The 21,738-nt window shown below is 55.6% G+C and carries 26 protein-coding genes, 1 tRNA gene and 1 rRNA gene; 16 read left to right on the top strand and 12 right to left on the bottom strand.

The genetic code is table 11. The annotated features are described in order from the left end of the window. Positions 1-9 precede the first annotated feature (9 nt). On the top strand, positions 10-405 hold the full coding sequence (gene frdC, locus USG84_RS08195; protein WP_028015239.1) for a fumarate reductase subunit FrdC: 396 nt from the start codon (positions 10-12) through the stop codon (positions 403-405). Between the two features lie 10 nt (positions 406-415). Further along, complete coding sequence (frdD, locus tag USG84_RS08190; RefSeq protein WP_151413450.1) at positions 416-775, top strand: fumarate reductase subunit FrdD; 360 nt, start codon at positions 416-418, stop codon at positions 773-775. A gap of 29 nt (positions 776-804) precedes the next feature. Here the strand turns inward: frdD and ampR are convergent, their stop codons facing one another. Beyond that, complete coding sequence (gene ampR, locus USG84_RS08185; RefSeq protein WP_151413449.1) at positions 805-1,680, bottom strand: LysR family transcriptional regulator AmpR; 876 nt, start codon at positions 1,678-1,680, stop codon at positions 805-807. A gap of 132 nt (positions 1,681-1,812) precedes the next feature. Here ampR and blaACT point away from each other — a divergent pair, with 132 nt between their 5' ends. Both blaACT and USG84_RS08175 read left to right on the top strand, forming a co-directional pair. After that, positions 1,813-2,958 (top strand): ACT family cephalosporin-hydrolyzing class C beta-lactamase, encoded by a 1,146-nt coding sequence (gene blaACT / locus USG84_RS08180; protein ID WP_253540414.1) that lies wholly within the window; start codon positions 1,813-1,815, stop codon positions 2,956-2,958. Between the two features lie 106 nt (positions 2,959-3,064). After that, positions 3,065-3,595, top strand: coding sequence for a lipocalin family protein (locus USG84_RS08175; protein ID WP_119917119.1), 531 nt, complete (start codon positions 3,065-3,067; stop codon positions 3,593-3,595). On the opposite strand, the gene sugE is transcribed toward USG84_RS08175, so the two are convergent. After that, a complete protein-coding gene (gene sugE, locus USG84_RS08170; RefSeq protein ID WP_061099494.1) occupies positions 3,592-3,909 on the bottom strand; it encodes a quaternary ammonium compound efflux SMR transporter SugE in 318 nt (105 codons plus the stop codon). The two genes, USG84_RS08175 and sugE, sit on opposite strands and share 4 nt — an antisense overlap. Positions 3,910-4,166: 257 nt before the next feature. Between sugE and USG84_RS08165 the strand changes: the two genes are divergently transcribed. Beyond that, positions 4,167-4,766: a helix-turn-helix transcriptional regulator gene (locus tag USG84_RS08165; protein ID WP_151413448.1), complete on the top strand. Its 600-nt coding sequence runs from the start codon at positions 4,167-4,169 to the stop codon at positions 4,764-4,766. A gap of 37 nt (positions 4,767-4,803) precedes the next feature. Here the strand turns inward: USG84_RS08165 and ecnB are convergent, their stop codons facing one another. The 3 genes from ecnB to efp all read right to left on the bottom strand — a co-directional run bounded on the left by ecnB (position 4,804) and on the right by efp (position 5,815). Then, on the bottom strand, positions 4,804-4,950 hold the full coding sequence (gene ecnB, locus USG84_RS08160) for a lipoprotein toxin entericidin B (protein WP_003025482.1): 147 nt from the start codon (positions 4,948-4,950) through the stop codon (positions 4,804-4,806). A 108-nt stretch (positions 4,951-5,058) separates the two neighbouring features. After that, on the bottom strand, positions 5,059-5,190 hold the full coding sequence (locus USG84_RS08155; RefSeq protein WP_028015234.1) for an entericidin A/B family lipoprotein: 132 nt from the start codon (positions 5,188-5,190) through the stop codon (positions 5,059-5,061). 58 nt (positions 5,191-5,248) lie between these two features. Continuing rightward, on the bottom strand, positions 5,249-5,815 hold the full coding sequence (gene efp, locus USG84_RS08150; protein ID WP_003855940.1) for an elongation factor P: 567 nt from the start codon (positions 5,813-5,815) through the stop codon (positions 5,249-5,251). A 40-nt stretch (positions 5,816-5,855) separates the two neighbouring features. Here efp and epmB point away from each other — a divergent pair, with 40 nt between their 5' ends. Beyond that, positions 5,856-6,884 carry an EF-P beta-lysylation protein EpmB gene (epmB, locus tag USG84_RS08145; RefSeq protein ID WP_253540412.1) on the top strand — a complete coding sequence of 343 codons (1,029 nt, stop codon included), beginning with the start codon at positions 5,856-5,858 and terminating at the stop codon, positions 6,882-6,884. 64 nt (positions 6,885-6,948) lie between these two features. On the opposite strand, the gene USG84_RS08140 is transcribed toward epmB, so the two are convergent. Continuing rightward, complete coding sequence (locus USG84_RS08140) at positions 6,949-7,302, bottom strand: DUF4156 domain-containing protein (protein WP_014882205.1); 354 nt, start codon at positions 7,300-7,302, stop codon at positions 6,949-6,951. A 234-nt stretch (positions 7,303-7,536) separates the two neighbouring features. Between USG84_RS08140 and USG84_RS08135 the strand changes: the two genes are divergently transcribed. From USG84_RS08135 to iadA, 3 genes are read left to right on the top strand one after another with little or no spacing between them, the layout of a single operon-like run. Further along, positions 7,537-8,202 (top strand): nucleoside recognition domain-containing protein, encoded by a 666-nt coding sequence (locus tag USG84_RS08135; protein WP_061099498.1) that lies wholly within the window; start codon positions 7,537-7,539, stop codon positions 8,200-8,202. Then, positions 8,183-8,644: a YjiG family protein gene (locus tag USG84_RS08130; protein WP_061099499.1), complete on the top strand. Its 462-nt coding sequence runs from the start codon at positions 8,183-8,185 to the stop codon at positions 8,642-8,644. The genes USG84_RS08135 and USG84_RS08130 overlap by 20 nt, the downstream gene beginning before the upstream one ends. Positions 8,645-8,654: 10 nt before the next feature. After that, a complete protein-coding gene (gene iadA, locus USG84_RS08125; protein WP_151413447.1) occupies positions 8,655-9,818 on the top strand; it encodes a beta-aspartyl-peptidase in 1,164 nt (387 codons plus the stop codon). A 64-nt stretch (positions 9,819-9,882) separates the two neighbouring features. Here iadA and groL read toward each other — a convergent pair whose 3' ends face one another. Both groL and USG84_RS08115 read right to left on the bottom strand, forming a co-directional pair. Next, positions 9,883-11,526 (bottom strand): chaperonin GroEL, encoded by a 1,644-nt coding sequence (gene groL / locus USG84_RS08120; protein ID WP_023310114.1) that lies wholly within the window; start codon positions 11,524-11,526, stop codon positions 9,883-9,885. A 31-nt stretch (positions 11,527-11,557) separates the two neighbouring features. Further along, the gene (locus tag USG84_RS08115; protein WP_003855929.1) at positions 11,558-11,851 is read right to left on the bottom strand and encodes a co-chaperone GroES; all 294 of its coding nucleotides are present in this window, start codon (positions 11,849-11,851) and stop codon (positions 11,558-11,560) included. Positions 11,852-12,028: 177 nt separating this feature from the next. Between USG84_RS08115 and yjeH the strand changes: the two genes are divergently transcribed. Then, positions 12,029-13,276, top strand: coding sequence for an L-methionine/branched-chain amino acid transporter (yjeH, locus tag USG84_RS08110; protein WP_253540410.1), 1,248 nt, complete (start codon positions 12,029-12,031; stop codon positions 13,274-13,276). A gap of 22 nt (positions 13,277-13,298) precedes the next feature. Here yjeH and USG84_RS08105 read toward each other — a convergent pair whose 3' ends face one another. Further along, entirely contained in the window at positions 13,299-13,763 is a 465-nt protein-coding gene (locus USG84_RS08105) for an FxsA family protein (RefSeq protein ID WP_253540407.1), read from the bottom strand. Between the two features lie 335 nt (positions 13,764-14,098). Here USG84_RS08105 and aspA point away from each other — a divergent pair, with 335 nt between their 5' ends. The 5 genes from aspA to USG84_RS08080 all read left to right on the top strand — a co-directional run bounded on the left by aspA (position 14,099) and on the right by USG84_RS08080 (position 19,694). Continuing rightward, a complete protein-coding gene (gene aspA / locus USG84_RS08100) occupies positions 14,099-15,535 on the top strand; it encodes an aspartate ammonia-lyase (RefSeq protein ID WP_003855923.1) in 1,437 nt (478 codons plus the stop codon). A 116-nt stretch (positions 15,536-15,651) separates the two neighbouring features. Further along, on the top strand, positions 15,652-16,953 hold the full coding sequence (locus tag USG84_RS08095; protein WP_008502949.1) for an anaerobic C4-dicarboxylate transporter: 1,302 nt from the start codon (positions 15,652-15,654) through the stop codon (positions 16,951-16,953). Positions 16,954-17,066: 113 nt separating this feature from the next. Then, positions 17,067-17,390, top strand: a complete 324-nt coding sequence (gene cutA / locus USG84_RS08090; RefSeq protein ID WP_014168278.1) for a divalent cation tolerance protein CutA — start codon at positions 17,067-17,069, stop codon at positions 17,388-17,390. Next, a complete protein-coding gene (locus tag USG84_RS08085; RefSeq protein WP_151413445.1) occupies positions 17,366-19,069 on the top strand; it encodes a protein-disulfide reductase DsbD in 1,704 nt (567 codons plus the stop codon). Before cutA ends, USG84_RS08085 begins: the two co-directional genes overlap by 25 nt. 49 nt (positions 19,070-19,118) lie before the next feature. Next, entirely contained in the window at positions 19,119-19,694 is a 576-nt protein-coding gene (locus USG84_RS08080; protein ID WP_028015225.1) for a transcriptional regulator, read from the top strand. Here USG84_RS08080 and USG84_RS08075 read toward each other — a convergent pair. Both USG84_RS08075 and USG84_RS08070 read right to left on the bottom strand, forming a co-directional pair. After that, the gene (locus tag USG84_RS08075; RefSeq protein WP_151413444.1) at positions 19,691-20,281 is read right to left on the bottom strand and encodes a LysE family translocator; all 591 of its coding nucleotides are present in this window, start codon (positions 20,279-20,281) and stop codon (positions 19,691-19,693) included. The two genes, USG84_RS08080 and USG84_RS08075, sit on opposite strands and share 4 nt — an antisense overlap. 37 nt (positions 20,282-20,318) lie before the next feature. Then, a complete protein-coding gene (locus tag USG84_RS08070; RefSeq protein WP_253540404.1) occupies positions 20,319-21,164 on the bottom strand; it encodes an AraC family transcriptional regulator in 846 nt (281 codons plus the stop codon). Between the two features lie 168 nt (positions 21,165-21,332). Here USG84_RS08070 and USG84_RS08065 point away from each other — a divergent pair. Next, positions 21,333-21,408, top strand: a tRNA-Phe gene (locus tag USG84_RS08065). A 221-nt stretch (positions 21,409-21,629) separates the two neighbouring features. On the opposite strand, the gene rrf is transcribed toward USG84_RS08065, so the two are convergent. Next, positions 21,630-21,738 (bottom strand): 5S ribosomal RNA (gene rrf, locus USG84_RS08060); the annotation flags it as partial.

Raw genomic sequence — 21,738 nt, 5'->3', positions numbered from 1 at the left:
GAGTGCATGATGACGACTAAACGCAAAGCCTACGTGCGGCCAGTGCCGTCCACCTGGTGGAAAAACCTGCCGTTTTATCGCTTCTATATGCTGCGTGAAGGCACGGCGGTACCGGCGGTGTGGTTCAGCCTTGAGTTAATGTATGGCGTTTTTGCCCTTAAACACGGGCCGGAAACCTGGGCGAACTTTGTCGGTTTCCTGCAAAACCCAATCATCGTGGTTCTGAACCTGATCGCGCTCGCGGCGGCGCTGCTTCATACCAAAACCTGGTTTGAACTGGCGCCAAAAGCGGCGAACATCATCATTAAAGACGAAAAAATGGGGCCGGAGCCAGTCATTAAAGGGCTGTGGGCAGTGACGATTCTGGTCACTGTGGTCATTCTGTTTGTCGCACTGTTCTGGTAAGGAGACTACTGTGATCAATCCAAATCCAAAACGTTCAGACGAGCCGGTCTTCTGGGGCCTGTTTGGCGCAGGCGGCATGTGGAGTGCCATCATCGCCCCGGTTATTATCCTGCTGGTCGGCATTATGCTGCCGCTGGGGCTGTTCCCGGGCGATGCGCTGAGGTACGAGCGCGTGCTGGCGTTTGCGAGCAGCTTTATTGGCCGCGTGTTCATCTTCCTGACGATCGTCCTGCCGCTGTGGTGCGGCCTGCACCGCATTCATCATGCGATGCACGATCTGAAAATCCATGTGCCGAGCGGTAAATGGGTGTTCTACGGGCTGGCAACCATCCTGACCGTGGTGACGCTAATTGCCGTGGTCACTATCTGACGCTTCAGGCCCGCCATCCGGCGGGCCTTTTATTTCTGCATTTTTCCCACCAGCCACTGGGCAAATTCACGCATTGCGGAGGTTTCAGCCCGCGACTTCAGTCTCGTTAACCAGTAGCTGCCCAGATCAATCTGCGTGGTAAACGGCTGCACAATGCGCTCGCTGTTCAGCAAATGGGTAAACATATCGACAGGCGCAATGGCAATGCCCATACCTGCCTGCGCGGCTTCCAGCATGGTGACAGACGAATCAAACACCATCACCCGGTGCGTTGGCGACGGAGGATGCTCGCCTGCCGCCTGCATCCACGCCGACCATTCGTCGCGTCGGTAAGAGCGTAGCAGGGTAAACTTCAGGATATCGGCCGGAGACTGGAGCACGGCGGCGATGTCAGGCGAGCAAAGCGGCGCCAGCGGCGCGGGGCACAGGAACTGCGCCTCGGTGCCGTGCCATGCCCCACCGCCGTAGCGGATCGTATAATCAAGCCCTTCAGCCGCCGGATCGACGCGGTTGTTATGGGTGGAAAGGTGAAGATCGATATGCGGATAACAGCGGCGAAAGTCCGCGAGCTGAGAGAACAGGATACCCGTGGCGAAAGTCCCTACTACGCCGATTTTTAGCTTCTCCTGAGCGCGCTGGCTGGCAAAGCGATCCAGCATTCCGGCGATACGATCGAATGAATCATTCAGCACCGGCAGCAGATTTTCCCCCTCCGTGGTCAACATCAGGCCGCGCGAGACGCGGACAAACAGCTGACAGTTCAGATGCTGCTCCAGCGCCTTAACGTGCTGGCTGATGGCAGAATGGGTGACGTTCAGCTCTATCGCAGCATGCGTAAAACTGAGGTGCCGGGCGGCCGCTTCGAAGGCGCGAAGCGAATTAAGCGGAAGATAGCTGCGGGTCATTGTTCCATCCGTTAGAAAAATTAACAGCTCATGCTAAATTTAACCGTTTGTCAGCCATAGTCAAATCCCACAGACTACAGCGGTCTGCCGGGCCCGGACACTCCCTTGACCTGCTATTATGGAAGATAATTGATGATGAAAAAATTCCTTTGCTGCGCCCTGCTGCTCAGCACATCCTGCTCTGTACTCGCCGCGCCGATGTCGGAAAAACAGCTGGCTGACGTGGTAGAACGCCACGTTACGCCCCTGATGAAAGCGCAGGGTATTCCAGGCATGGCGGTGGCCGTGATTTATCAGGGCCAGCCACACTACTTTACCTTCGGAAAGGCCGATATCGCGGCGAACAAACCCGTCACCCCGCAAACCCTGTTCGAGCTGGGCTCTATAAGTAAAACCTTCACCGGCGTGCTGGGGGGCGATGCTATTGCCCGCGGCGAAATTTCGCTGGGCGATCCGGTGACTAAATACTGGCCTGAGCTGACCGGCAAGCAGTGGCAGGGAATTCGCATGCTCGATCTGGCGACCTATACCGCCGGTGGCCTGCCGCTCCAGGTGCCGGACGAGGTGACTGATAATGCCTCCCTGCTGCGCTTCTATCAAAACTGGCAGCCCCAGTGGAAGCCGGGCACCACGCGTCTTTACGCCAACTCCAGCATCGGTCTTTTTGGCGCGCTGGCGGTCAAACCTTCCGGCATGAGCTATGAGCAGGCCATGACGACGCGGGTCTTTAAGCCGCTCAGGCTGGACCATACCTGGATTAACGTTCCGAAAGCGGAGGAGACGCATTACGCCTGGGGATATCGTGACGGTAAAGCGGTCCACGTTTCACCGGGCATGCTGGACGCAGAGGCGTATGGCGTGAAAACCAACGTGCAGGATATGGCGAGCTGGGTGATGGCCAATATGGCACCTGACGCGCTGCAGGATACGCCCCTGAAGCAAGGCATTACGCTGGCGCAGTCTCGCTACTGGCGCGTGGGTGCCATGTATCAGGGGTTAGGCTGGGAGATGCTCAACTGGCCGGTCGATGCCAAAACCGTGGTCGGAGGCAGCGATAACAAGGTGGCGCTGGCACCGTTGCCTGCAAGAGAAGTGAGTCCACCCGTTCCCCCGGTTAAGGCCTCATGGGTGCACAAAACGGGCTCAACCGGCGGGTTTGGCAGCTACGTGGCCTTTATTCCTGAAAAGCAGCTCGGCATTGTGATGCTGGCGAATAAAAGCTATCCGAACCCGGCGCGAGTTGAGGCGGCATACCGTATCCTCGACGCGCTGCAGTAAAACATTGCCGGGTGGCGCTGCGCTTACCCGGCGAAATACACCGCACAAAAAACCCATTTTCCTTGCCGTCATCTACACTTAACAAAAAAACAGTAAGGAAACTCCTATGCGCATTCTGCCTGTTATCGCCGCGGTGACAGCCGCGTTTTTAGTGGTTGCCTGCAGTTCCCCTACTCCACCGCCCGGCGTCACCGTCGTCACGCCTTTTGATGCGCAACGCTTCCTCGGAACATGGTACGAAATCGCACGACTCGATCATCGGTTTGAGCAGGGCCTGGAGAAGGTCACGGCACATTACAGCCCGATGGATGATGGCGGTATTCAGGTGATCAACCGGGGCTATAATCCCGACCGGGAGATGTGGCAGCAGTCGGTGGGGAAAGCCTACTTCACTGGCGACCCGCGACGGGCCGCGCTCAAAGTCTCTTTCTTCGGCCCGTTTTATGGCGGCTATAACGTGATAGCGCTCGACAGAGAGTACCGTCACGCGCTGGTCTGCGGGCCGGATCGCGACTATCTTTGGATACTTTCCCGCACGCCAACTATTTCGTCAGAGATGAAACAGCAGATGCTGGACGTCGCGACCCGACAGGGGTTTGATGTGTCGAAACTCATCTGGGTAAAACAGCCCCGTTAATGGGTGCTGAGCTTCAGTCCAATGATACCGGCCACAATCAGAGCGAGGCTGGCAATGCGCGCCAGGCTCGCTGACTCACCCAGCAGCAGAATGCCGGTAATCGCCGCGCCTACGGCACCGATCCCCGTCCAGACGGCATAGGCCGTTCCCACCGGCAGGGAACGCATCGCCCACGAGAGCAGAACAATACTCACGATCATCGCAGTAACGGTAATGACGCTGGGCGTCAGGCGGGTAAATCCGTGGGTGTACTTGAGGCCAATCGCCCATACCACTTCGAGCAGGCCAGCAATTAAAAGAATAATCCAGGACATCTCGGGCTCCTTAACTTAAAAAGTTGGGGCCGTCCCCGATGAAAGAAGCGCTTACGGGTCGTCCCGCAAGGCAGATAACACCCCATATTTTGGTTAGCGTGCGATTTTTTTTCAATCATTTTTTGATGAACGCGTTAAGCCCAGAAATAGCCGCAGTATGGCGCGGAGTTCAGGCATTTATAGCTCATCGGACTTCTCTATGATGATGTGCTTTCTGATGGCAGGAAGCCAAACCACTAGCCGACTGCGAATAAAATATGTTCAAAATTCTTTTGATTGACCGTTGTCACTTCACCCGCACCGGGTTTGAAGCCTGGCTCAATCATTCCGGTTTGTTCCCGGGGCACTATGTTGTGACCGGGCTGAACAATCTTTTCCTCGCCAGAGAACACATTCTGCAATGGAAACCTGCGCTGGTTATCGCTGATCTGCACGGTTTCAGGCAGGATATTCACCATTTCCAGCAATTCTCTTCCTTGCTGAACGCCAGCGAAAAATTACCTTTTATAATGCTGCAATCAGGAGAGGACAGGGACATGACGGCCTGGCTGGAGAACTTCCCGGTCTGGTCTACGTTAATGAAAAACGCCCCTCTTGAGGAACTCGCGGAGGTTATTAATGACGCGTTAATCTCGGGCGCAAGCACGCACAGACCAACCGTAGCCGCTCCCTTGCTAACCCGACAGGAAGAGAAAGTGCTGACGTTGTGGATGGACGGCGCGAGCAATCAAAAAATTGCCGCTCACCTGAGTATCAATGGCAAAACGGTTTATACCTATAAACGCAATATCCGCATGAAGCTGCATATGGATACGCGCTTTTCACCGTTTTTATCCCTGCAGGAGTCAGAAAGCTGACGGTACGAAACCCATTCGGTCCCGTACCGTTTGTTAATTACTGCTGAGCTTTCGTCGCCGCACCAGAGATCGCGCTACCACCTTCAGAAATATCCTGACCGACGCCGCGCGTGGTATTACAGGCCGTTAACACTGAAGAAAGTACCAGGACTGAAAAGATCGCTGCAATTGTTTTCTTAACCATAATATCTTCCTTTTATAGCCAAAGTTGTTTTGTGTATAGCAACTTAAGAATAGACAAGATCCCGCCGATTGACGGAAAAGGAAGCATTTTTAGGAAAATTAGACGAGCTTAGCTGGCTGCGTGAGAAATGATATGACCGAGGTCCTGGATATCTTCCCCCATGCCACGGGCGGTGTTACAGCCGGAAAGCAGTACGCTGGAGAGCGCTAACAGAAGCAGAATTTTAACGGTACGTTTCATCATCCCTGCCTGCAAAAATCAGGCGCAGCGGGCGCTGCGCCTCGAATCATGACGTAAATTACTTCACGCGGGATACGTATTCGCCGGAACGAGTATCCACTTTAATCACTTCACCGATCTGAACGAACAGTGGCACTTTCACCACAGCGCCGGTGGAGAGCGTTGCTGGCTTGCCGCCAGTACCCGCGGTGTCACCTTTCAGACCTGGATCGGTTTCAACGATTTCCAGCTCAACAAAGTTTGGCGGGGTAACAGCGATAGGCTGGCCGTTCCACAGGGTCACGATGCACTCGGCCTGATCCAGCAGCCACTTCGCGTTATCGCCAATCGCTTTCGCGTCAGCAGACAGCTGCTCGAACGTTTCGTTGTTCATGAAGTGCCAGAACTCACCGTCATTGTACAGGTAAGTCAGGTTCATATCGACAACATCAGCGCCTTCAGCGGAGTCAGTAGATTTGAAGGTTTTCTCAACACGGGTACCGGTCAGCAGGCGGCGCAGCTTAACGCGTGCGAATGCCTGGCCTTTACCTGGTTTAACGAATTCGCTGGCTTCAACCGCGTACGGTTCGCCGTCCATCATGATTTTAAGACCAGCACGAAAATCGTTGCTATAGTACGTTGCCATAAGGCCCTCTAAATTTGTTAACTGGTAGCTAAGCCACAAAATGGCGCATATTGTAACCCTAAACACCCCATCCAGAGAAGATTGGTTATCGCAACTTGCCGATGTAATCACCAGTCCTGATGAATTGCTGCGTCTTTTAGACCTCGATCAGCACCCGGCGTTGCTTGCCGGCCGTGAGGCAAAGCGGCTTTTCGCCCTGCGCGTTCCCCGCGCGTTTGTTGCGCGCATGGAAAAAGGTAACCCTGACGATCCTTTATTAAAACAAACCCTTACGTCGCAGGATGAGTTTATTACCGCGCCGGGCTACAGCACCGATCCGCTGGAAGAGCAAAACAGCGTGGTGCCGGGTTTACTGCACAAATATCACAATCGCGCCCTGCTGCTGGTAAAAGGCGGCTGCGCGGTAAATTGTCGTTATTGCTTCCGTCGGCACTTCCCGTATGCCGAAAACCAGGGAAATAAGCGTAACTGGCAGGTTGCGCTGGACTATATCGCCGCCCATCCAGAGCTGGATGAGATTATTTTTTCCGGCGGAGACCCGCTGATGGCAAAAGATCATGAACTGGACTGGCTTTTGACGCAGCTTGAAGCCATCCCGCACATCAAACGTCTGCGCATTCACAGCCGTTTACCGATTGTCATTCCGGCACGTATCACTGACGGCCTGGCTGCACGCCTGGAGCAGTCCCGCCTGCAGGTGCTGCTGGTAAACCATATCAACCACGCGAACGAAATCGACGATGAATTTCGCGCGGCGATGGCGCGTCTGCGTAAGGCGGGCGTCACGCTGCTCAACCAAAGCGTCCTGCTGCGCGGCGTGAACGATAATGCCCGCGTGCTGGCCGATCTCAGCAACGCCTTGTTTGACGCAGGCGTGATGCCCTATTACCTGCACGTGCTGGATCGCGTGCAGGGAGCGGCGCACTTTATGGTGACGGATGACGAAGCCCGACAGATTATGCGCGAACTGTTAACGCTGGTTTCGGGTTATATGGTGCCGAAGCTGGCACGAGAGATTGGCGGAGAGCCTAGTAAGACGCCGCTGGATTTGCAGCTGCGGCAGCACTAAAAGGCAGGTGGCGCTACGCTTACCTGCCCTACGAGGTGGGGCGCAGCGCCATCAGCAAGTTAACTCAGTTCGGGCACTTATAGACCTGGCCGCTCATCTGGCTGGCCGTTGGCACGAAGCTGGAGAGCATTCCCTGCGTCGGGCTGCTCACGCCGTAAATCACGTTACCACCCATTGCAGCAGCCTGGTTACGCAGGGCATTCGCCGCGCCGCGCATAGAACCGCCTTCTTCACCATGCTGACCCGACATCCAGTTGCTTTGTTCACCGGTGGCTGTACCCAACAGTTGGCATTCGCTGCCTGGCTTATCTTCCACAAAGCGAACGCCCTGGCCCGCTGCCGACAGTTCATTGCTGGAGCTACAACCCGCCAGCAGCAACGCTGCTCCTACGATCCCTGCACAGACTTTTACGCGCATGTTATTCCTCGTTTTCAATAAGCTGGACAGTAATTGTCCGTGTGTAAATCTTATACCTAAAAGATGACTAAAAGAAAAATCCCCGCGCATTTCTGCGAGCCAGATTCCGTACGTCACTCCTCCGATATCTTAAATGAATTCTGATAATGCCCTTTGGGATATCGTGTTTTAGCCCCCGATCGTTTTTAGTGTTGCGACGTACCACTTTTGTACGCGATTAAAACAGGGGGTTTCATGAGTGCATCATCCTCAGGAGAGGAAAAGGTAACATGGGTGGGCTATCTGGCGTTTGTGCTCACCATCGTATTTTTCTCAGGCTTTTTCGCCAAAAGTACCGAATGGTGGCGCGTGCTGGATTTTACCGTCCTAAACGGCAGCTTTGGTTCGGTGAACGGCGCGCTAACGTTTCGCGGCGAGGGTGGCACGGGGGCGAAAGACGGTTTCTTATTTGCCCTTGAGCTGGCGCCTTCGGTCATTTTATCGCTCGGGATCATTGCCGTCACCGAGGGGCTGGGCGGGCTGCGTGCCGCGCAACAGCTGATGACGCCCATTTTGCGCCCGCTGCTTGGCGTACCGGGCATCTGCTCTCTGGCCCTCATCGCCAACCTGCAAAATACCGATGCCGCAGCAGGGATGACCAAAGAGTTGACCGACGAAGGGGCTATTACCGATCGCGAGCGCGCCATTTTCGCCACCTTCCAGACCAGCGGTAGCGCCATCATTACCAACTATTTTTCTTCCGGTGCCGCACTCTTCACGTTTATTACCGTCCCGGTAATCACGCCGCTGGCCGTCATACTGGTGTTTAAATTTGTTGGCGCGAACTTCCTGCGTCTGTGGATCGCTCACATGGAAGATCGTTGTATTCAGGAGGAAAAAAATGATCGCCCAGCCGCGTAAAAATATCATGGACATGTTTATTGATGGCGCCCGCCGAGGCTTTACCATCGCCACCACCAGCCTGCTGCCGAACGTGGTTATGGCGTTTGTCATCATTCAGGCGCTCAAGGTGACCGGCCTGCTGGATATTGTTGGCAATATTTGCGAGCCGATCATGGCGCTGTGGGGGCTTCCGGGCGCGGCGGCAACGGTCCTTCTGGCCTCGGTGATGAGTATGGGCGGGGGCGTGGGGGTTTGCGCCAGCCTGGTGGCTGCCGGCACGCTCAACGGCCACGATGCCACCGTCCTGCTTCCCGCCATCTATCTGATGGGCAATCCTGTGCAAAACACGGGACGCTGCCTGGGTACCGCAGGGGTTAACCCCAAATATTACCCGCACATCATTACGATCTGCGTCATTAACGCCCTGCTCTCAATGTGGGTAATGCAGCTACTCTTCTGAGGAGATAAAAATGGATTTTTCAGTGCTGGAACCCCATCTTTTCCGCAATGTGCATCTTTACGCGCCGGAGAATCGGGGATATTGCGACCTGCTGATCGCCGGGGGAAAAATCGTCGCGATTGAAAAAACGGATCGCGCAACAGCGCGGCTTAACTGTCCTGAAAGCGATCTCGCCGGGGCGGTGGTTTGCCCGGGCTTTATCGATCAGCATGTGCATCTGATAGGAGGCGGCGGTGAAGCCGGTCCGCACACCCGGACGCCTGAGGTACGGTTATCCGCGCTGGTGGCGGCGGGCATCACCTCCGTTGTTGGCCTGCTGGGTACCGACGGCGTGACCCGCCATCCCGAATCCCTGCTGGCAAAAACGCGGGCGCTTGAGCATGAAGGGATCAGCGCGTGGATGCTGACAGGCGCGTACGGACTGCCTTCTCCGACGATTACCGGCAGCGTCGAAAAGGATGTGGCGCTGATAGATAAAATCATCGGCGTGAAATGCGCGATTTCCGACCATCGCTCTTCCGCACCGACGGATGACCAGCTCGCGAATATGGCCGCCCAGTCGCGCGTCGGCGGGCTGCTGGGTGCCAAAGCGGGCATATCCGTGTTTCACCTCGGCAACAGCCCGAAGCTGCTGGAGCCGTTGTTTAACATCCTCGATAACGCCGACGTTCCCCGTACGAAGCTGCTGCCAACCCACGTTAACCGCGACCAGGCGCTGTTCCTCGCCGCGCTTAACTATGCCCGCGAAGGGGGTTATATCGATATTACCACCAGCATTCGAGAGCCCATTGATGCCGCCACCGCCATCGTGACGGCCCGTGAAGCGCAGGTGCCGTTGAACCGGCTTACGCTCAGCTCGGACGGTAACGGCAGCCAGCCGATTTTTGATGCGAACGGTAATCTGGTGGGCATTGGCGTAGCGGGCTTCGAGTCCCTGCCCGAAACCCTACAGCAGCTGGTCAACCGGTATCATCTGCCGCTGGAGGAGGCGCTTCTGCCGTTTACGCGTAACGTGGCGGAGTTCCTCGGGCTGGAGCATAAGGGGCGGCTCGCGCCCGGATGCGATGCCGATTTCCTGGTGCTGACGGATGACCTGAAGATCCGCGAGGTCTGGGCGAAAGGCCGCCAGATGGTGCGCGAAGGCGTAGCATGCGTGAAGGGAACATTTGAGTAGCGGCAATAAAAAACCCCGGACATTTCTGTCCGGGGTTCGTTCTGAGAGGTTCAGAACAGCATGATTACATCATGCCGCCCATTCCACCCATGCCGCCCATACCAGCAGCACCTAAGTCAGGCGCGTCGCCTTTTGGCAGGTCGGTCACCATGCACTCGGTAGTGATCATCAGGCCAGCTACAGATGCCGCGTACTGCAGAGCAGAACGGGTCACTTTAGTTGGGTCCAGGATACCGAAGTCGATCATGTTGCCGTATTCTTCAGTTGCAGCGTTGTAACCGTAGTTACCTTCGCCCGCTTTCACGTTGTTCGCAACGACAGATGGCTCTTCACCGGCGTTGGACACGATCTGACGAAGAGGAGCTTCCATTGCGCGCAGCGCAACTTTGATACCCACGTTCTGGTCTTCGTTCTGAGCGGTCAGGCCAGCCAGTTTAGCGGCTACACGCACCAGCGCGACACCACCACCAGCAACGACGCCTTCTTCTACCGCAGCACGGGTCGCGTGCAGGGCATCGTCAACGCGTGCTTTCTTCTCTTTCATTTCAACTTCGGTCGCAGCACCAACTTTGATTACCGCAACGCCGCCAGCCAGTTTCGCTACGCGCTCCTGCAGTTTTTCACGGTCGTAATCGGAAGTGGCTTCTTCGATCTGCTTACGGATCTGACCAACACGGCCCTGAATAGCGGCTTCTTCACCCACACCGTCGATGATGGTGGTGGTGTCTTTGTTGATCACAACGCGTTTTGCCTGGCCCAGGTCTTCCAGAGTCGCTTTTTCCAGCTCCATACCGATCTCTTCAGAGATCACGGTACCGCCGGTCAGGGTAGCGATATCCTGCAGCATTGCTTTACGGCGATCGCCGAAGCCAGGTGCTTTAACCGCAGCCACTTTCACGATGCCGCGCATGGTGTTAACCACCAGGGTCGCCAGCGCTTCGCCTTCAACGTCTTCAGCGATAATAACCAGCGGCTTGCCTGCTTTCGCAACGGCTTCCAGCACTGGCAGCATTTCGCGGATGTTGGAGATTTTCTTGTCAGCCAGCAGGATGAACGGGCTTTCCAGCTCAACAGCGCCAGTTTCTGGCTTATTGATGAAGTATGGGGACAGGTAACCGCGGTCGAACTGCATACCTTCAACCACGTCCAGTTCGTCTTCCAGACCGGTACCGTCTTCAACGGTGATCACGCCTTCTTTACCGACTTTATCCATCGCTTCAGCGATCAGTTTACCTACGGTTTCGTCGGAGTTAGCGGAGATGGTACCAACCTGAGCAATGGCTTTAGAGTCAGAGCACGGTACGGACAGCGCTTTCAGTTCTTCAACAGCGGAGGCGACAGCTTTGTCGATACCACGTTTCAGATCCATTGGGTTCATGCCCGCAGCAACGGCTTTCAGACCTTCGGTGATGATTGCCTGCGCCAGTACGGTCGCGGTGGTGGTACCGTCACCCGCAGCGTCGTTCGCTTTAGAGGCAACTTCTTTCACCATCTGCGCGCCCATGTTTTCGAACTTGTCTTCCAGCTCAATTTCACGTGCTACAGAAACACCATCTTTAGTGATGGTTGGCGCGCCGAAGGATTTATCCAGCACTACGTTACGGCCTTTCGGGCCCAGGGTCACTTTAACTGCATCTGCCAGTACGTTTACGCCGCGGAGCATTTTTACACGAGCGTCGTTACCGAATTTTACGTCTTTAGCTGCCATGTTCTTATTTCCTCAAATTCTCGTGCGTAAATTACGCTTCAACAATTGCCAGAATGTCGCTCTCGGACATGATCAACACTTCTTCATTGTCGATCTTCTCGGATTTCACGCCGTAGCCATCGTTGAAAATTACGATGTCACCAACTTTAACGTCCAGCGGCTGCACAGTTCCGTTTTCCAGGATGCGGCCCTTACCGACAGCGATGATTTCGCCACGCGTTGATTTGGCTGCTGCAGAACCGGTCAGAACGATGCCGCCAGCAGACTTGGTTTCAACTTCTTTACGTTTGACGATCACACGATCATGTAACGGACGAATACTCATTGATAGCTCTCCTTTGAGAAAGTCATTATCAGTTATGGATGACGCCGGCCCGCATGCGGTTTTCCGACTAGTGCCCTGAGAGATGGGGATAGCTTTTTACCCCTTCAAGGGGGAATCGAAAAAAAATTTGCGAAAGTGTTACCATCCACTCTCTTTTGATGGTGGCGGGACAGGTAAATGAGCGGACTCAGGCAGGAGCTGGGGCTGGCGCAGGGCGTTGGCCTGCTTTCAACCTCCTTGTTAGGTACGGGCGTGTTTGCCGTACCGGCACTGGCGGCGCTGGTCGCCGGAAATAACAGCCTTTGGGCATGGCCGGTGCTGATCCTGCTGGTGTTCCCGGTGGCGATTGTGTTTGCCATCCTCGGACGACATTTCCCCAGCGCGGGCGGCGTGGCGCATTTTGTCGGCATGGCGTTTGGTCCGCGCATGGAGCGCGTGACCGGCTGGCTGTTTTTGTCGGTAATACCCGTTGGCCTTCCGGCAGCCCTGCATATCGCCACCGGCTTTGGACAGGCGTTGTTTGGCTGGCACGACGAGCAGCTACTGATGGCTGAACTGGGTACGCTGGCGATTGTCTGGTGGGTGGGCTCGCGCGGGGCCAGCTCAAGCGCGAATCTGCAAACGCTGGTTGCAGCGTTGATCGTCGTGCTGATCGTCGCCATCTGGTTTGCGGGTAACATTACCGTGGCGGATATCCCCTTCCCTGCGATAAACGATATTGACCATTCACAGCTTTTCGCTGCGTTATCCGTCATGTTCTGGTGTTTCGTTGGTCTTGAAGCGTTCGCTCACCTGGCATCCGAGTTTAAACAGCCCGAGCGTGATTTTCCCCGCGCGCTGATGATTGGTCTGCTGCTGGCAGGCACCGTATATTGGGCCTGTACCGTGCTGGTGCTGCACTTCAACGCGTTCGGCGAAGATAAAGCCGCCGCCGCATCGCTACCGGGTATTGTGGTTGAACTTTTCGGCGTGAAGGCGCTATGGGTGGCCTGCGTGATTGGCTATCTCGCCTGCTTTGCCAGCCTCAACATTTATATCCAGAGCTTCGCCCGTCTCGTGTGGTCACAGGCGCGCGACAAACCCGAGAGCCGCCTCGCGCGGTTGTCTAAACGTCAACTTCCGATGAATGCGCTGAATGCCGTGCTGGGCTGCTGCGTCCTGAGCTCGCTGGGCATTTATATTCTCGACATCAACCTTGATGCGCTAATTATTTACGCCAACGGCATTTTCATCATGATCTACCTGCTGTGCATGCTGGCGGGTTGTCGTCTGCTGAAAGGTCGCTATAAAGCACTGGCGGTCGTCGGGGGCGTGCTTTGCCTGCTGCTGCTGGCGATGGTGGGATGGAAGAGTGTGTACGCCATCGTCATGCTGGCGGGACTGTGGGCGTTTTTACCGAAGCGGAAAAATCCGCAGGCCCGGTAAGCGAAGCCACCGGGCAATAAAATTATCGATCGTCTTTATGGTCTAAACGGTCGCGCTGTTCATCCTTGCGCTCATACTCCCCTTCGAAGGTATCGCCTGGCCCTGTGCTGAACCCGCCGCCCGGCATGCGGCTAAAGCGCAGATGCGGCAGCAGCTTCATGGTCAGGTGCTTCTGTACCGGCGGCAGCAGCAACAGCAGGCCGAGGAAGTCGGTGAAGAACCCCGGCAGGATCAGCAGCAGGCCCGCAATAATCAGCGACACGCTTTTGATCATCTCTTCTGCCGGGCTTTCGCCTGCGGCCATCTTCTGCTGCATTATCAGGAAATTTTTGAAACCCTGATTACGCACCAGTGACATACCGATGACGGAGGTGAAGATCACCAGAATCAGCGTCAGCAGGACGCCCAGCACGTGGGCAACCTGGATAAAAATGGAAATCTCAATGTAAACATAGAGAAAGAAAGCAATAAACGGTATCCAGCGCACTGGTATCTCCTGTAGGGCAGGTGCCGTCGGGCCCCTGTCTGAATGTGTTCGCGACGCGCGTTTGTATGAGATGGTGACGGTTAGCGAAAATTCAATCGGTTTGCACGGATATTTTTTTTGGAAATATTAAAGCGGTGACCCATTTCACAGATTAATAATTATCATGGAATCGGCTCGATAATAAGTGATCCAGCTTACGGCAATTCGCTATCATCAGCATATGATCTCGAACATCTGGCTGATTGAGGGAATAATCGTCGGTCAGAAAATATTCAAAACCACATAAATACTGTGTGTTTAGTACAATCCATCGGCAGCTTGAAAAGAAGGTTCACATGTTAAACAACATTCGTATCGAAGAAGACTTGTTGGGTACCAGGGAAGTTCCAGCGGATGCCTACTATGGTGTTCACACTCTGAGAGCGATTGAAAACTTCTACATCAGCAACAGCAAAATCAGCGACATCCCTGAGTTTGTCCGTGGCATGGTGATGGTGAAGAAAGCCGCAGCGCTGGCGAACAAAGAGCTGCAAACCATTCCTAAAAGCGCGGCAAATGCGATTATCGCTGCCTGCGATGAAGTGCTGAACAACGGCAAATGTATGGACCAATTCCCGGTTGACGTCTATCAGGGCGGCGCGGGTACCTCCGTCAACATGAATACCAACGAAGTACTGGCAAACATTGGCCTGGAGCTGATGGGTCACCAGAAAGGTGAGTACCAGTACCTGAACCCGAACGATCACGTTAACAAATGCCAGTCCACCAACGACGCCTACCCAACCGGCTTCCGCATCGCGGTGTATGCCTCCGTGGTCAAACTGGTGGACGCGATCAACCAGCTGGGCGATGGCTTCCAGCGTAAAGCGGTTGAGTTCCAGGACATTCTGAAAATGGGTCGTACCCAGCTGCAGGACGCAGTGCCAATGACGCTGGGTCAGGAATTCCACGCGTTTAACGTGCTGCTGAACGAAGAGACTAAAAACCTGCTGCGCACTTCCGAGCTGCTGCTGGAAGTGAACCTGGGCGCAACCGCCATCGGTACGCGTCTGAACACCCCGGATGGCTATCAGCAGCTGGCGGTTCAGAAGCTGGCGGAAGTGTCTAACCTGCCGGTGGTACCTGCGGAAGACCTGATTGAAGCCACCTCCGACTGCGGCGCGTACGTGATGGTACACAGCGCCCTGAAACGTCTGGCGGTGAAACTGTCCAAAATCTGTAACGACCTGCGCCTGCTCTCCTCCGGCCCGCGCGCTGGCCTGAACGAAATCAACCTGCCAGAACTGCAGGCCGGTTCGTCCATCATGCCAGCCAAGGTAAACCCGGTTGTGCCGGAAGTGGTGAACCAGGTGTGCTTCAAAGTCATCGGTAACGACACCACCGTGACGATGGCCTCCGAAGCGGGTCAGCTGCAGCTGAACGTGATGGAGCCGGTGATTGGCCAGGCGATGTTTGAATCCATTCACATCCTGACAAACGCCTGCTACAACCTGCTGGAAAAATGCATTAACGGCATCACCGCGAATAAAGAAGTCTGTGAAGGCTATGTTTATAACTCTATCGGGATCGTTACTTACCTCAACCCGTTCATCGGCCACCACAACGGTGACATCGTTGGTAAGATTTGTGCCGAAACCGGTAAGAGCGTGCGTGAAGTCGTGCTGGAGCGCGGACTGTTGACCGAAGCTGAGCTGGACGATATCTTCTCGGCCCAGAACCTGATGCACCCGGCATATAAAGCGAAACGATATACTGATGAAAGCGAACAGTAACAGTTCAGGCTAGGCTTCCGAAAGGCACGTCACTTGTGACGTGCCTTTTTTCTTTTTAGGCGTTACCTAAATACAACAATTCAATATCAACTTGTTAATAAGCAAGGCAGGTCTTTATGTTTGGAGCAGAACTCGTCATCGTCCTGTTGGCGATTTATTTGGGCGCGCGGCTCGGGGGTATCGGCATTGGTTTTGCCGGTGGTCTCGGGGTGCTCGTACTTACCCTTATCTTTCAGATTAAACCCGGCGCAATCCCTTTTGACGTTATCGAAATCATCATGGCGGTTATTGCCGCTATTGCGGCCATGCAGGTGGCAGGCGGTATGGACTACCTGGTGAGCCTGGCGGAGCGCATGCTGCGCCGCCATCCGAAATATATAACCTTCCTTGCCCCGCTGGTGACCTGGTTTATGACCATTCTCGCGGGAACCGGCCACACGGCGTTCTCCACGCTGCCGGTGATCACTGAAGTGGCAAAAGAACAGGGTATTCGCCCGTCTCGTCCGCTCTCTATTGCCGTGGTGGCATCGCAGATTGCGATCACCGCGTCGCCAATCTCAGCCGCCGTAGTCTTTTTCGCGGGTATCCTTGAGCCGATGGGCGTGAGCTACCTGACGCTGCTGGCGATCTGTATTCCAGTTACGCTGATTGCGGTGATGATTACCGCCGTGCTGTGTAACTTCCTCGGCGCCGAGCTGAAAGACGATCCGGTTTACCAGGAGCGTCTGGCAAAAGGTGAAGTAAGCCTGCGCGGTAGCCAGGTCTTCGAACTGAAGCCGCACGCGAAGCGCTCCGTGCTGCTGTTCCTGATCGGTATCGTCGCCGTGATGTTCTACGCGACCGCCATCAGCGACACCGTGGGGCTGATTCAGAACCCGGTGCTGCCGCGTAACGAAGCGATCGTGGTGTTCATGTTGACCATCGCAACGCTGATTAGCATCACCTGTAAAATCGACACCAGCGAAGTGCTGAACGCCAGCACCTTCAAATCCGGTATGAGCGCCTGCGTGTGCGTACTGGGCGTGGCGTGGCTCGGTGACACCTTCGTGAAAGCGCACATCAGCGACATCCAGACCGTTGCCGGCGACCTGCTGCACAACTACCCGTGGCTGCTGGCGGTGGTACTGTTCTTTGCCGCGACGCTGCTTTACTCCCAGGCTGCCACCACCAAAGCGCTGATGCCTGCGGCACTGATGCTGGGCGTGACGCCGCTGACGGCGATTGCCTCTTTCGCGGCGGTTTCTGCGCTGTTCGTTCTGCCAACCTACCCAACCCTGCTGGCGGCGGTTGAGATGGACGATACCGGCTCAACCCGCATCGGTAAGTACGTGTTTAACCACGCGTTCCTGATCCCGGGCGTGGTGGCGATTACGCTTTGCGTCGTCCTCGGCTTTATCATCGGCGGCATTGTGCTGTAAACCGTTAGCCGTTGTAAAAATAGTTAAAATCGGGCCGCTCTGCGGCCCGTTTCATTAATGACCAATCGTCTTGCGTGATATAGTGAAGACTTTCGTGATGAGGAGGTCGACTTGTGAACACGCCTGATGCTGTCGTCGTACTGTGTACCGCCCCTGATGAAGCCTCTGCCCAGGATCTCGCCGCCAAGGTGCTGGCCGAAAAACTGGCAGCCTGCGTAACGCTGCTCCCCGGCGCGACCTCCCTCTATTACTGGGAAGGCAAGCTGGAGCAGGAGTATGAAGTCCAGATGTTACTTAAAACCAATCTGGCGAATCAGCAGGCGCTCCTTGACTGCCTCAAGTCTCATCATCCTTACCAAACCCCGGAGCTGCTGGTGCTGCCAGTGGTCCACGGCGATAACGACTATCTCTCATGGCTCAACGCTTCTTTACGCTGATCCTGCTGCTGTGCAGCACGTCAGTATTTGCCGGGTTGTTTGACGCACCCGGCCGTTCAAACTTTATTCCTGCCGATCAGGCGTTTGTTTTCGACTTTCAGCAAAACCAGCACGATCTCAATCTGACCTGGCAGGTGAAAGAGGGCTACTACCTCTACCGCAAGCAGGTCAGCATCACGCCTGCAAAGGCTAGCGTCGGCGCACCGCAGATGCCCGCAGGCGAGTGGCACGAGGACGAGTTCTACGGTAAAAGTGAAATCTATCGCCAGCGCCTGAGCGTGCCCGTCACGGTGAATCAGGCGGATAAAGATGCCACGCTGACGGTGACGTATCAGGGCTGTGCCGACGCGGGCTTCTGCTACCCCCCTGAAACGAAGGTCGTTCCGCTTAGTGAAGTTAAAGCGGCTGCCTCCCCTCTCCCCTCAGGGGAGAGGGCCAGGGTGAGGGGTGAAGGCGAAGCTGCTTCTGAACTGCCTTTCTCAGCGCTTTGGGCCTTACTGATTGGTATCGGCATTGCCTTTACCCCGTGTGTCCTGCCGATGTACCCGCTTATCTCCGGGATTGTACTGGGCGGCAAACAGCGTCTTTCTACCGCCCGGGCGCTGCTGCTGGCGTTTATCTACGTGCAGGGTATGGCGCTCACCTATACCGCGCTCGGGCTCGTGGTCGCCGCGGCCGGGCTGCAGTTCCAGGCGGCGCTTCAGCACCCTTACGTGCTTATCGGCCTGTCCGTCGTATTTATCCTGCTGGCGCTGTCGATGTTTGGCCTGTTCACGCTGCAGCTGCCCTCTTCGCTGCAAACCCGCTTAACGCTGATGAGCAATCGCCAGCAGGGCGGCTCTGCGGGCGGCGTGTTCGCAATGGGTGCCATCGCCGGGCTGATTTGCTCCCCCTGCACCACCGCACCGCTCAGCGCTATCCTGCTGTACATTGCCCAGAGCGGCAACATGTGGCTCGGCGGCGGTACGCTGTATCTCTATGCGCTGGGTATGGGCCTGCCGCTGATTCTGGTGACGGTGTTTGGCAACCGACTGCTGCCGAAGAGCGGCCCGTGGATGGAGACGGTGAAAACCGCGTTTGGCTTTGTCATCCTGGCGCTTCCGGTGTTCCTGCTGGAACGCATTATTGGTGACGCGTGGGGTCTGCGCCTGTGGGCCATGCTTGGCGTGGCGTTCTTCTCCTGGGCGTTTATCGTTAGCCTGGGGGCAAAAAAAGCGTGGATGCGTCTGGTGCAAATTCTCCTGCTCGCCGCCGCGCTGGTGAGCGTGCGTCCGCTTCAGGATTGGGCGTTCGGCTCGCCTGTGGGCCAGACGCAGGCACATTTAAACTTTATACACGTTAAGAACGTCGATGAGCTCGACAGCGCGCTGGCGCAGGCAAAAGGCAAACCGGTGATGCTCGATCTCTATGCCGACTGGTGTGTCGCCTGCAAAGAGTTTGAAAAATACACCTTTAGCGATCCGCAGGTGCAAAATGCCCTGAAAGAGACGGTACTCCTTCAGGCAAACGTCACAGCCAACAATGCGCAGGATAAGGCCCTGCTTAAACACCTTACCGTACTCGGGCTGCCGACTATTCTGTTCTTTAATGAGCAGGGGGAAGAGCAGCCAGAACAGCGTGTAACCGGGTTTATGGATGCAACGGCATTCAGCGCGCATTTGCGCAATCGCCAACCGTAAACAACACTTTAGACGGGACATACCGTTGGGAATAGCGGAGGAGATAACCGTGCAACGCGAAGACGTACTGGGACAAGCCCTGCAACTACTTGAGATTCAAGGGATCGCCAGCACCACGCTTGAGATGGTAGCCGACCGTATCGATTACCCTCTGGATGAGCTAAAGCGCTTCTGGCCGGATAAAGAGGCGCTGCTTTATGATGCCCTACGCTATCTTAGCCAGCAGGTGGATATCTGGCGCAGGCAGCTAATGTTGAATGAAGAGCTGACGGCTGAGCAAAAGCTGTTGGCGCGCTACACCGCCCTGACAGAATGCGTCAGCAACAATCGTTATCCAGGCTGCCTGTTTATTGCTGCCTGTACGTTTTACCCCGATCCTGGCCATCCAATACACCAGCTGGCGGATCAGCAAAAACGTGCGGCGCATGACTTCACCCACGAACTGCTGACAACGCTTGAAGTGGATGACCCGGCAATGGTCGCTAAGCAGATGGAGCTCGTACTGGAAGGTTGCCTGAGCCGCATGCTGGTGAACCGTAGTCAGGCCGATGTGGATACGGCGCACCGCCTGGCGGAAGACATTCTGCGCTTTGCCCAATGTCGTATGGGCGGGGCGCTGACCTAAACCAGCATGCCTGCCCAGGCGGAGACGAGCAGACATAGCGCCATCATGCGCTGAAACCGCACCATCGCCACGGTGGTGCGAAACACCCGGTTTACCGCCTTCCCCAGCCACGCCCAGCACATCAGGCACATCACAGAAATCAGTAAGAACCATAGCGCCATCAGCGCAATATCTCTTAACGGATGAATGCTCGCGGGGGCAAAAAGACTCACTACCGCCAGCGCCATCATCCACGTTTTCGGATTCACCACCTGCAGCAGCGCTGCGGCTTGCGCGGTGAAGCGATGAGGCGCCTTCTCAGAAAGATTCGCCGCAGGCGCGCGATACAGTTTCCAGCTCATCCAGGTGAGCCACACTACGCCCGCCCAGCTCATTGCCTGGCGTATCAGAGGAAACTGACGCAGCACCTCTCCGGCACCTGCGCCCGATATCAGCACAATCAGACTCGCCGTAATACATCCCCCCAAAATGGCGGGGACGGTATTTTTCACGCCAAAGTGCTGGCTGTTAGTGAGAACGAGGATATTCGTCGGGCCGGGCGTTATCGACGCGACAAAGGCAAACAACAGATAAGGCATCAGACTCACAGAGGGCTCCTTTTTTCTTAGAGCCATCACTGTGCCGCTATTTTCTGGAAACGTCTGGAAGGTTTGTGCATAACCGGCGGTAGTGGGCAGGGGAAATGCGGTATGCACGCTGGAACCAGCGTCCCAGATGGCTTTGGTCGGCAAAGCCGAGCGCTGTAGCCACGTTAACAGGCTGCTCGCCGTGCGCCAGCAGCTGTCGCGCCTTTGCCAGACGCAGCTGAATAAGCCAGGCGTGCGGTGCCATGTTGAACTCGCGCTTAAAACAGCGCGTCAGCGTAAAGCGATCCGTGCCCGTCTCGCGCGCAAGGTCAGACAACCCCACGTTCTCGCCGATATGCGCATAAAGATAGTCGCGTGCGCGGTGCGCCACGGCAGCGCTTTGTAGCTGCGACGGGAGTTTCTTACGCCAGTGGCAATGGGAGGTGATCTGAGAGAGCAGCTTATCCATTGTGCTCTGCTGAACAATTTTCATCTCATCGCTATGCAGCGCGTTAAACGTCTCGCCGATAGAACGGACCAGCTGAGGTTCTCGCGTTAGCGTTTGAGCAAAGTGAAGCGAGTAGCGATCCGGCGTGGCTTCATATAATCCCCGGAGGGTGCGCGTCAGCCACTGCTCGTCAAGATAGAAGGTGAGATAGGTAAAGCCCCCTTCCACAGGCGCGTCGCCGTCATGAATTTCACCCGGCTCCAGTAAGAACGCATCACCCGGACGGCTGTGGTGTCGTTCGCGACGACAGTGGAACTGCTGGGTGCCTGAAAGGGTAATCCCGACCAGATAGCTATCGTGCCAGTGGGGATCGAAGGCATGGCCTTCGAAGTGCGCTTTGATCGTTTCAATGCCGGTATCCGCATGCTGACGAAGCTCAAGCCAGTCGTTTGCCATACTGCCCTCCTGTTGTTATCAGCATTGCCGCACGGCCCGGTATTGTCTGGAAGATTTGTGCATTTTCACGGCGAAAACGAACAGATTGCCGCAAACTTAAGCAGTTGAACAGCTTTTCCTGAAATAATGTTGACGATAAGGCGCGATTGCGGTTTAATGCGCTCCGTTGCCCGGATAGCTCAGTCGGTAGAGCAGGGGATTGAAAATCCCCGTGTCCTTGGTTCGATTCCGAGTCCGGGCACCACTATTTAAAGAACCCAGCCTATGGCTGGGTTTTTGCTTTTCTGCGTTTCTAAATCCCTTCTTTATATTCTTGCTTCTCTTTGCCGTGGGATCGTGCGGCCTGTGTTGCCGGATGGCGGCTTTGCCTTATCCGGCCTACTAAGCCCGCAGCGCTACTGGTTTTTTCTACGCACAAAAGCAAAAAACCCCGCACCTTACGGTACGGGGTTCTTCTTAATTAATGCCTGGCAGTTCCCTACTCTCACATGGGGAGACCCCACACTACCATCGGCGCTACGGCGTTTCACTTCTGAGTTCGGCATGGGGTCAGGTGGGACCACCGCGCTAAAGC

This window comes from Enterobacter sp. 168J2 (assembly GCF_034107265.1).
Lineage (GTDB): Bacteria > Pseudomonadota > Gammaproteobacteria > Enterobacterales > Enterobacteriaceae > Enterobacter > Enterobacter nematophilus.
This window is presented reverse-complemented; position numbering and strand designations above follow the sequence as displayed.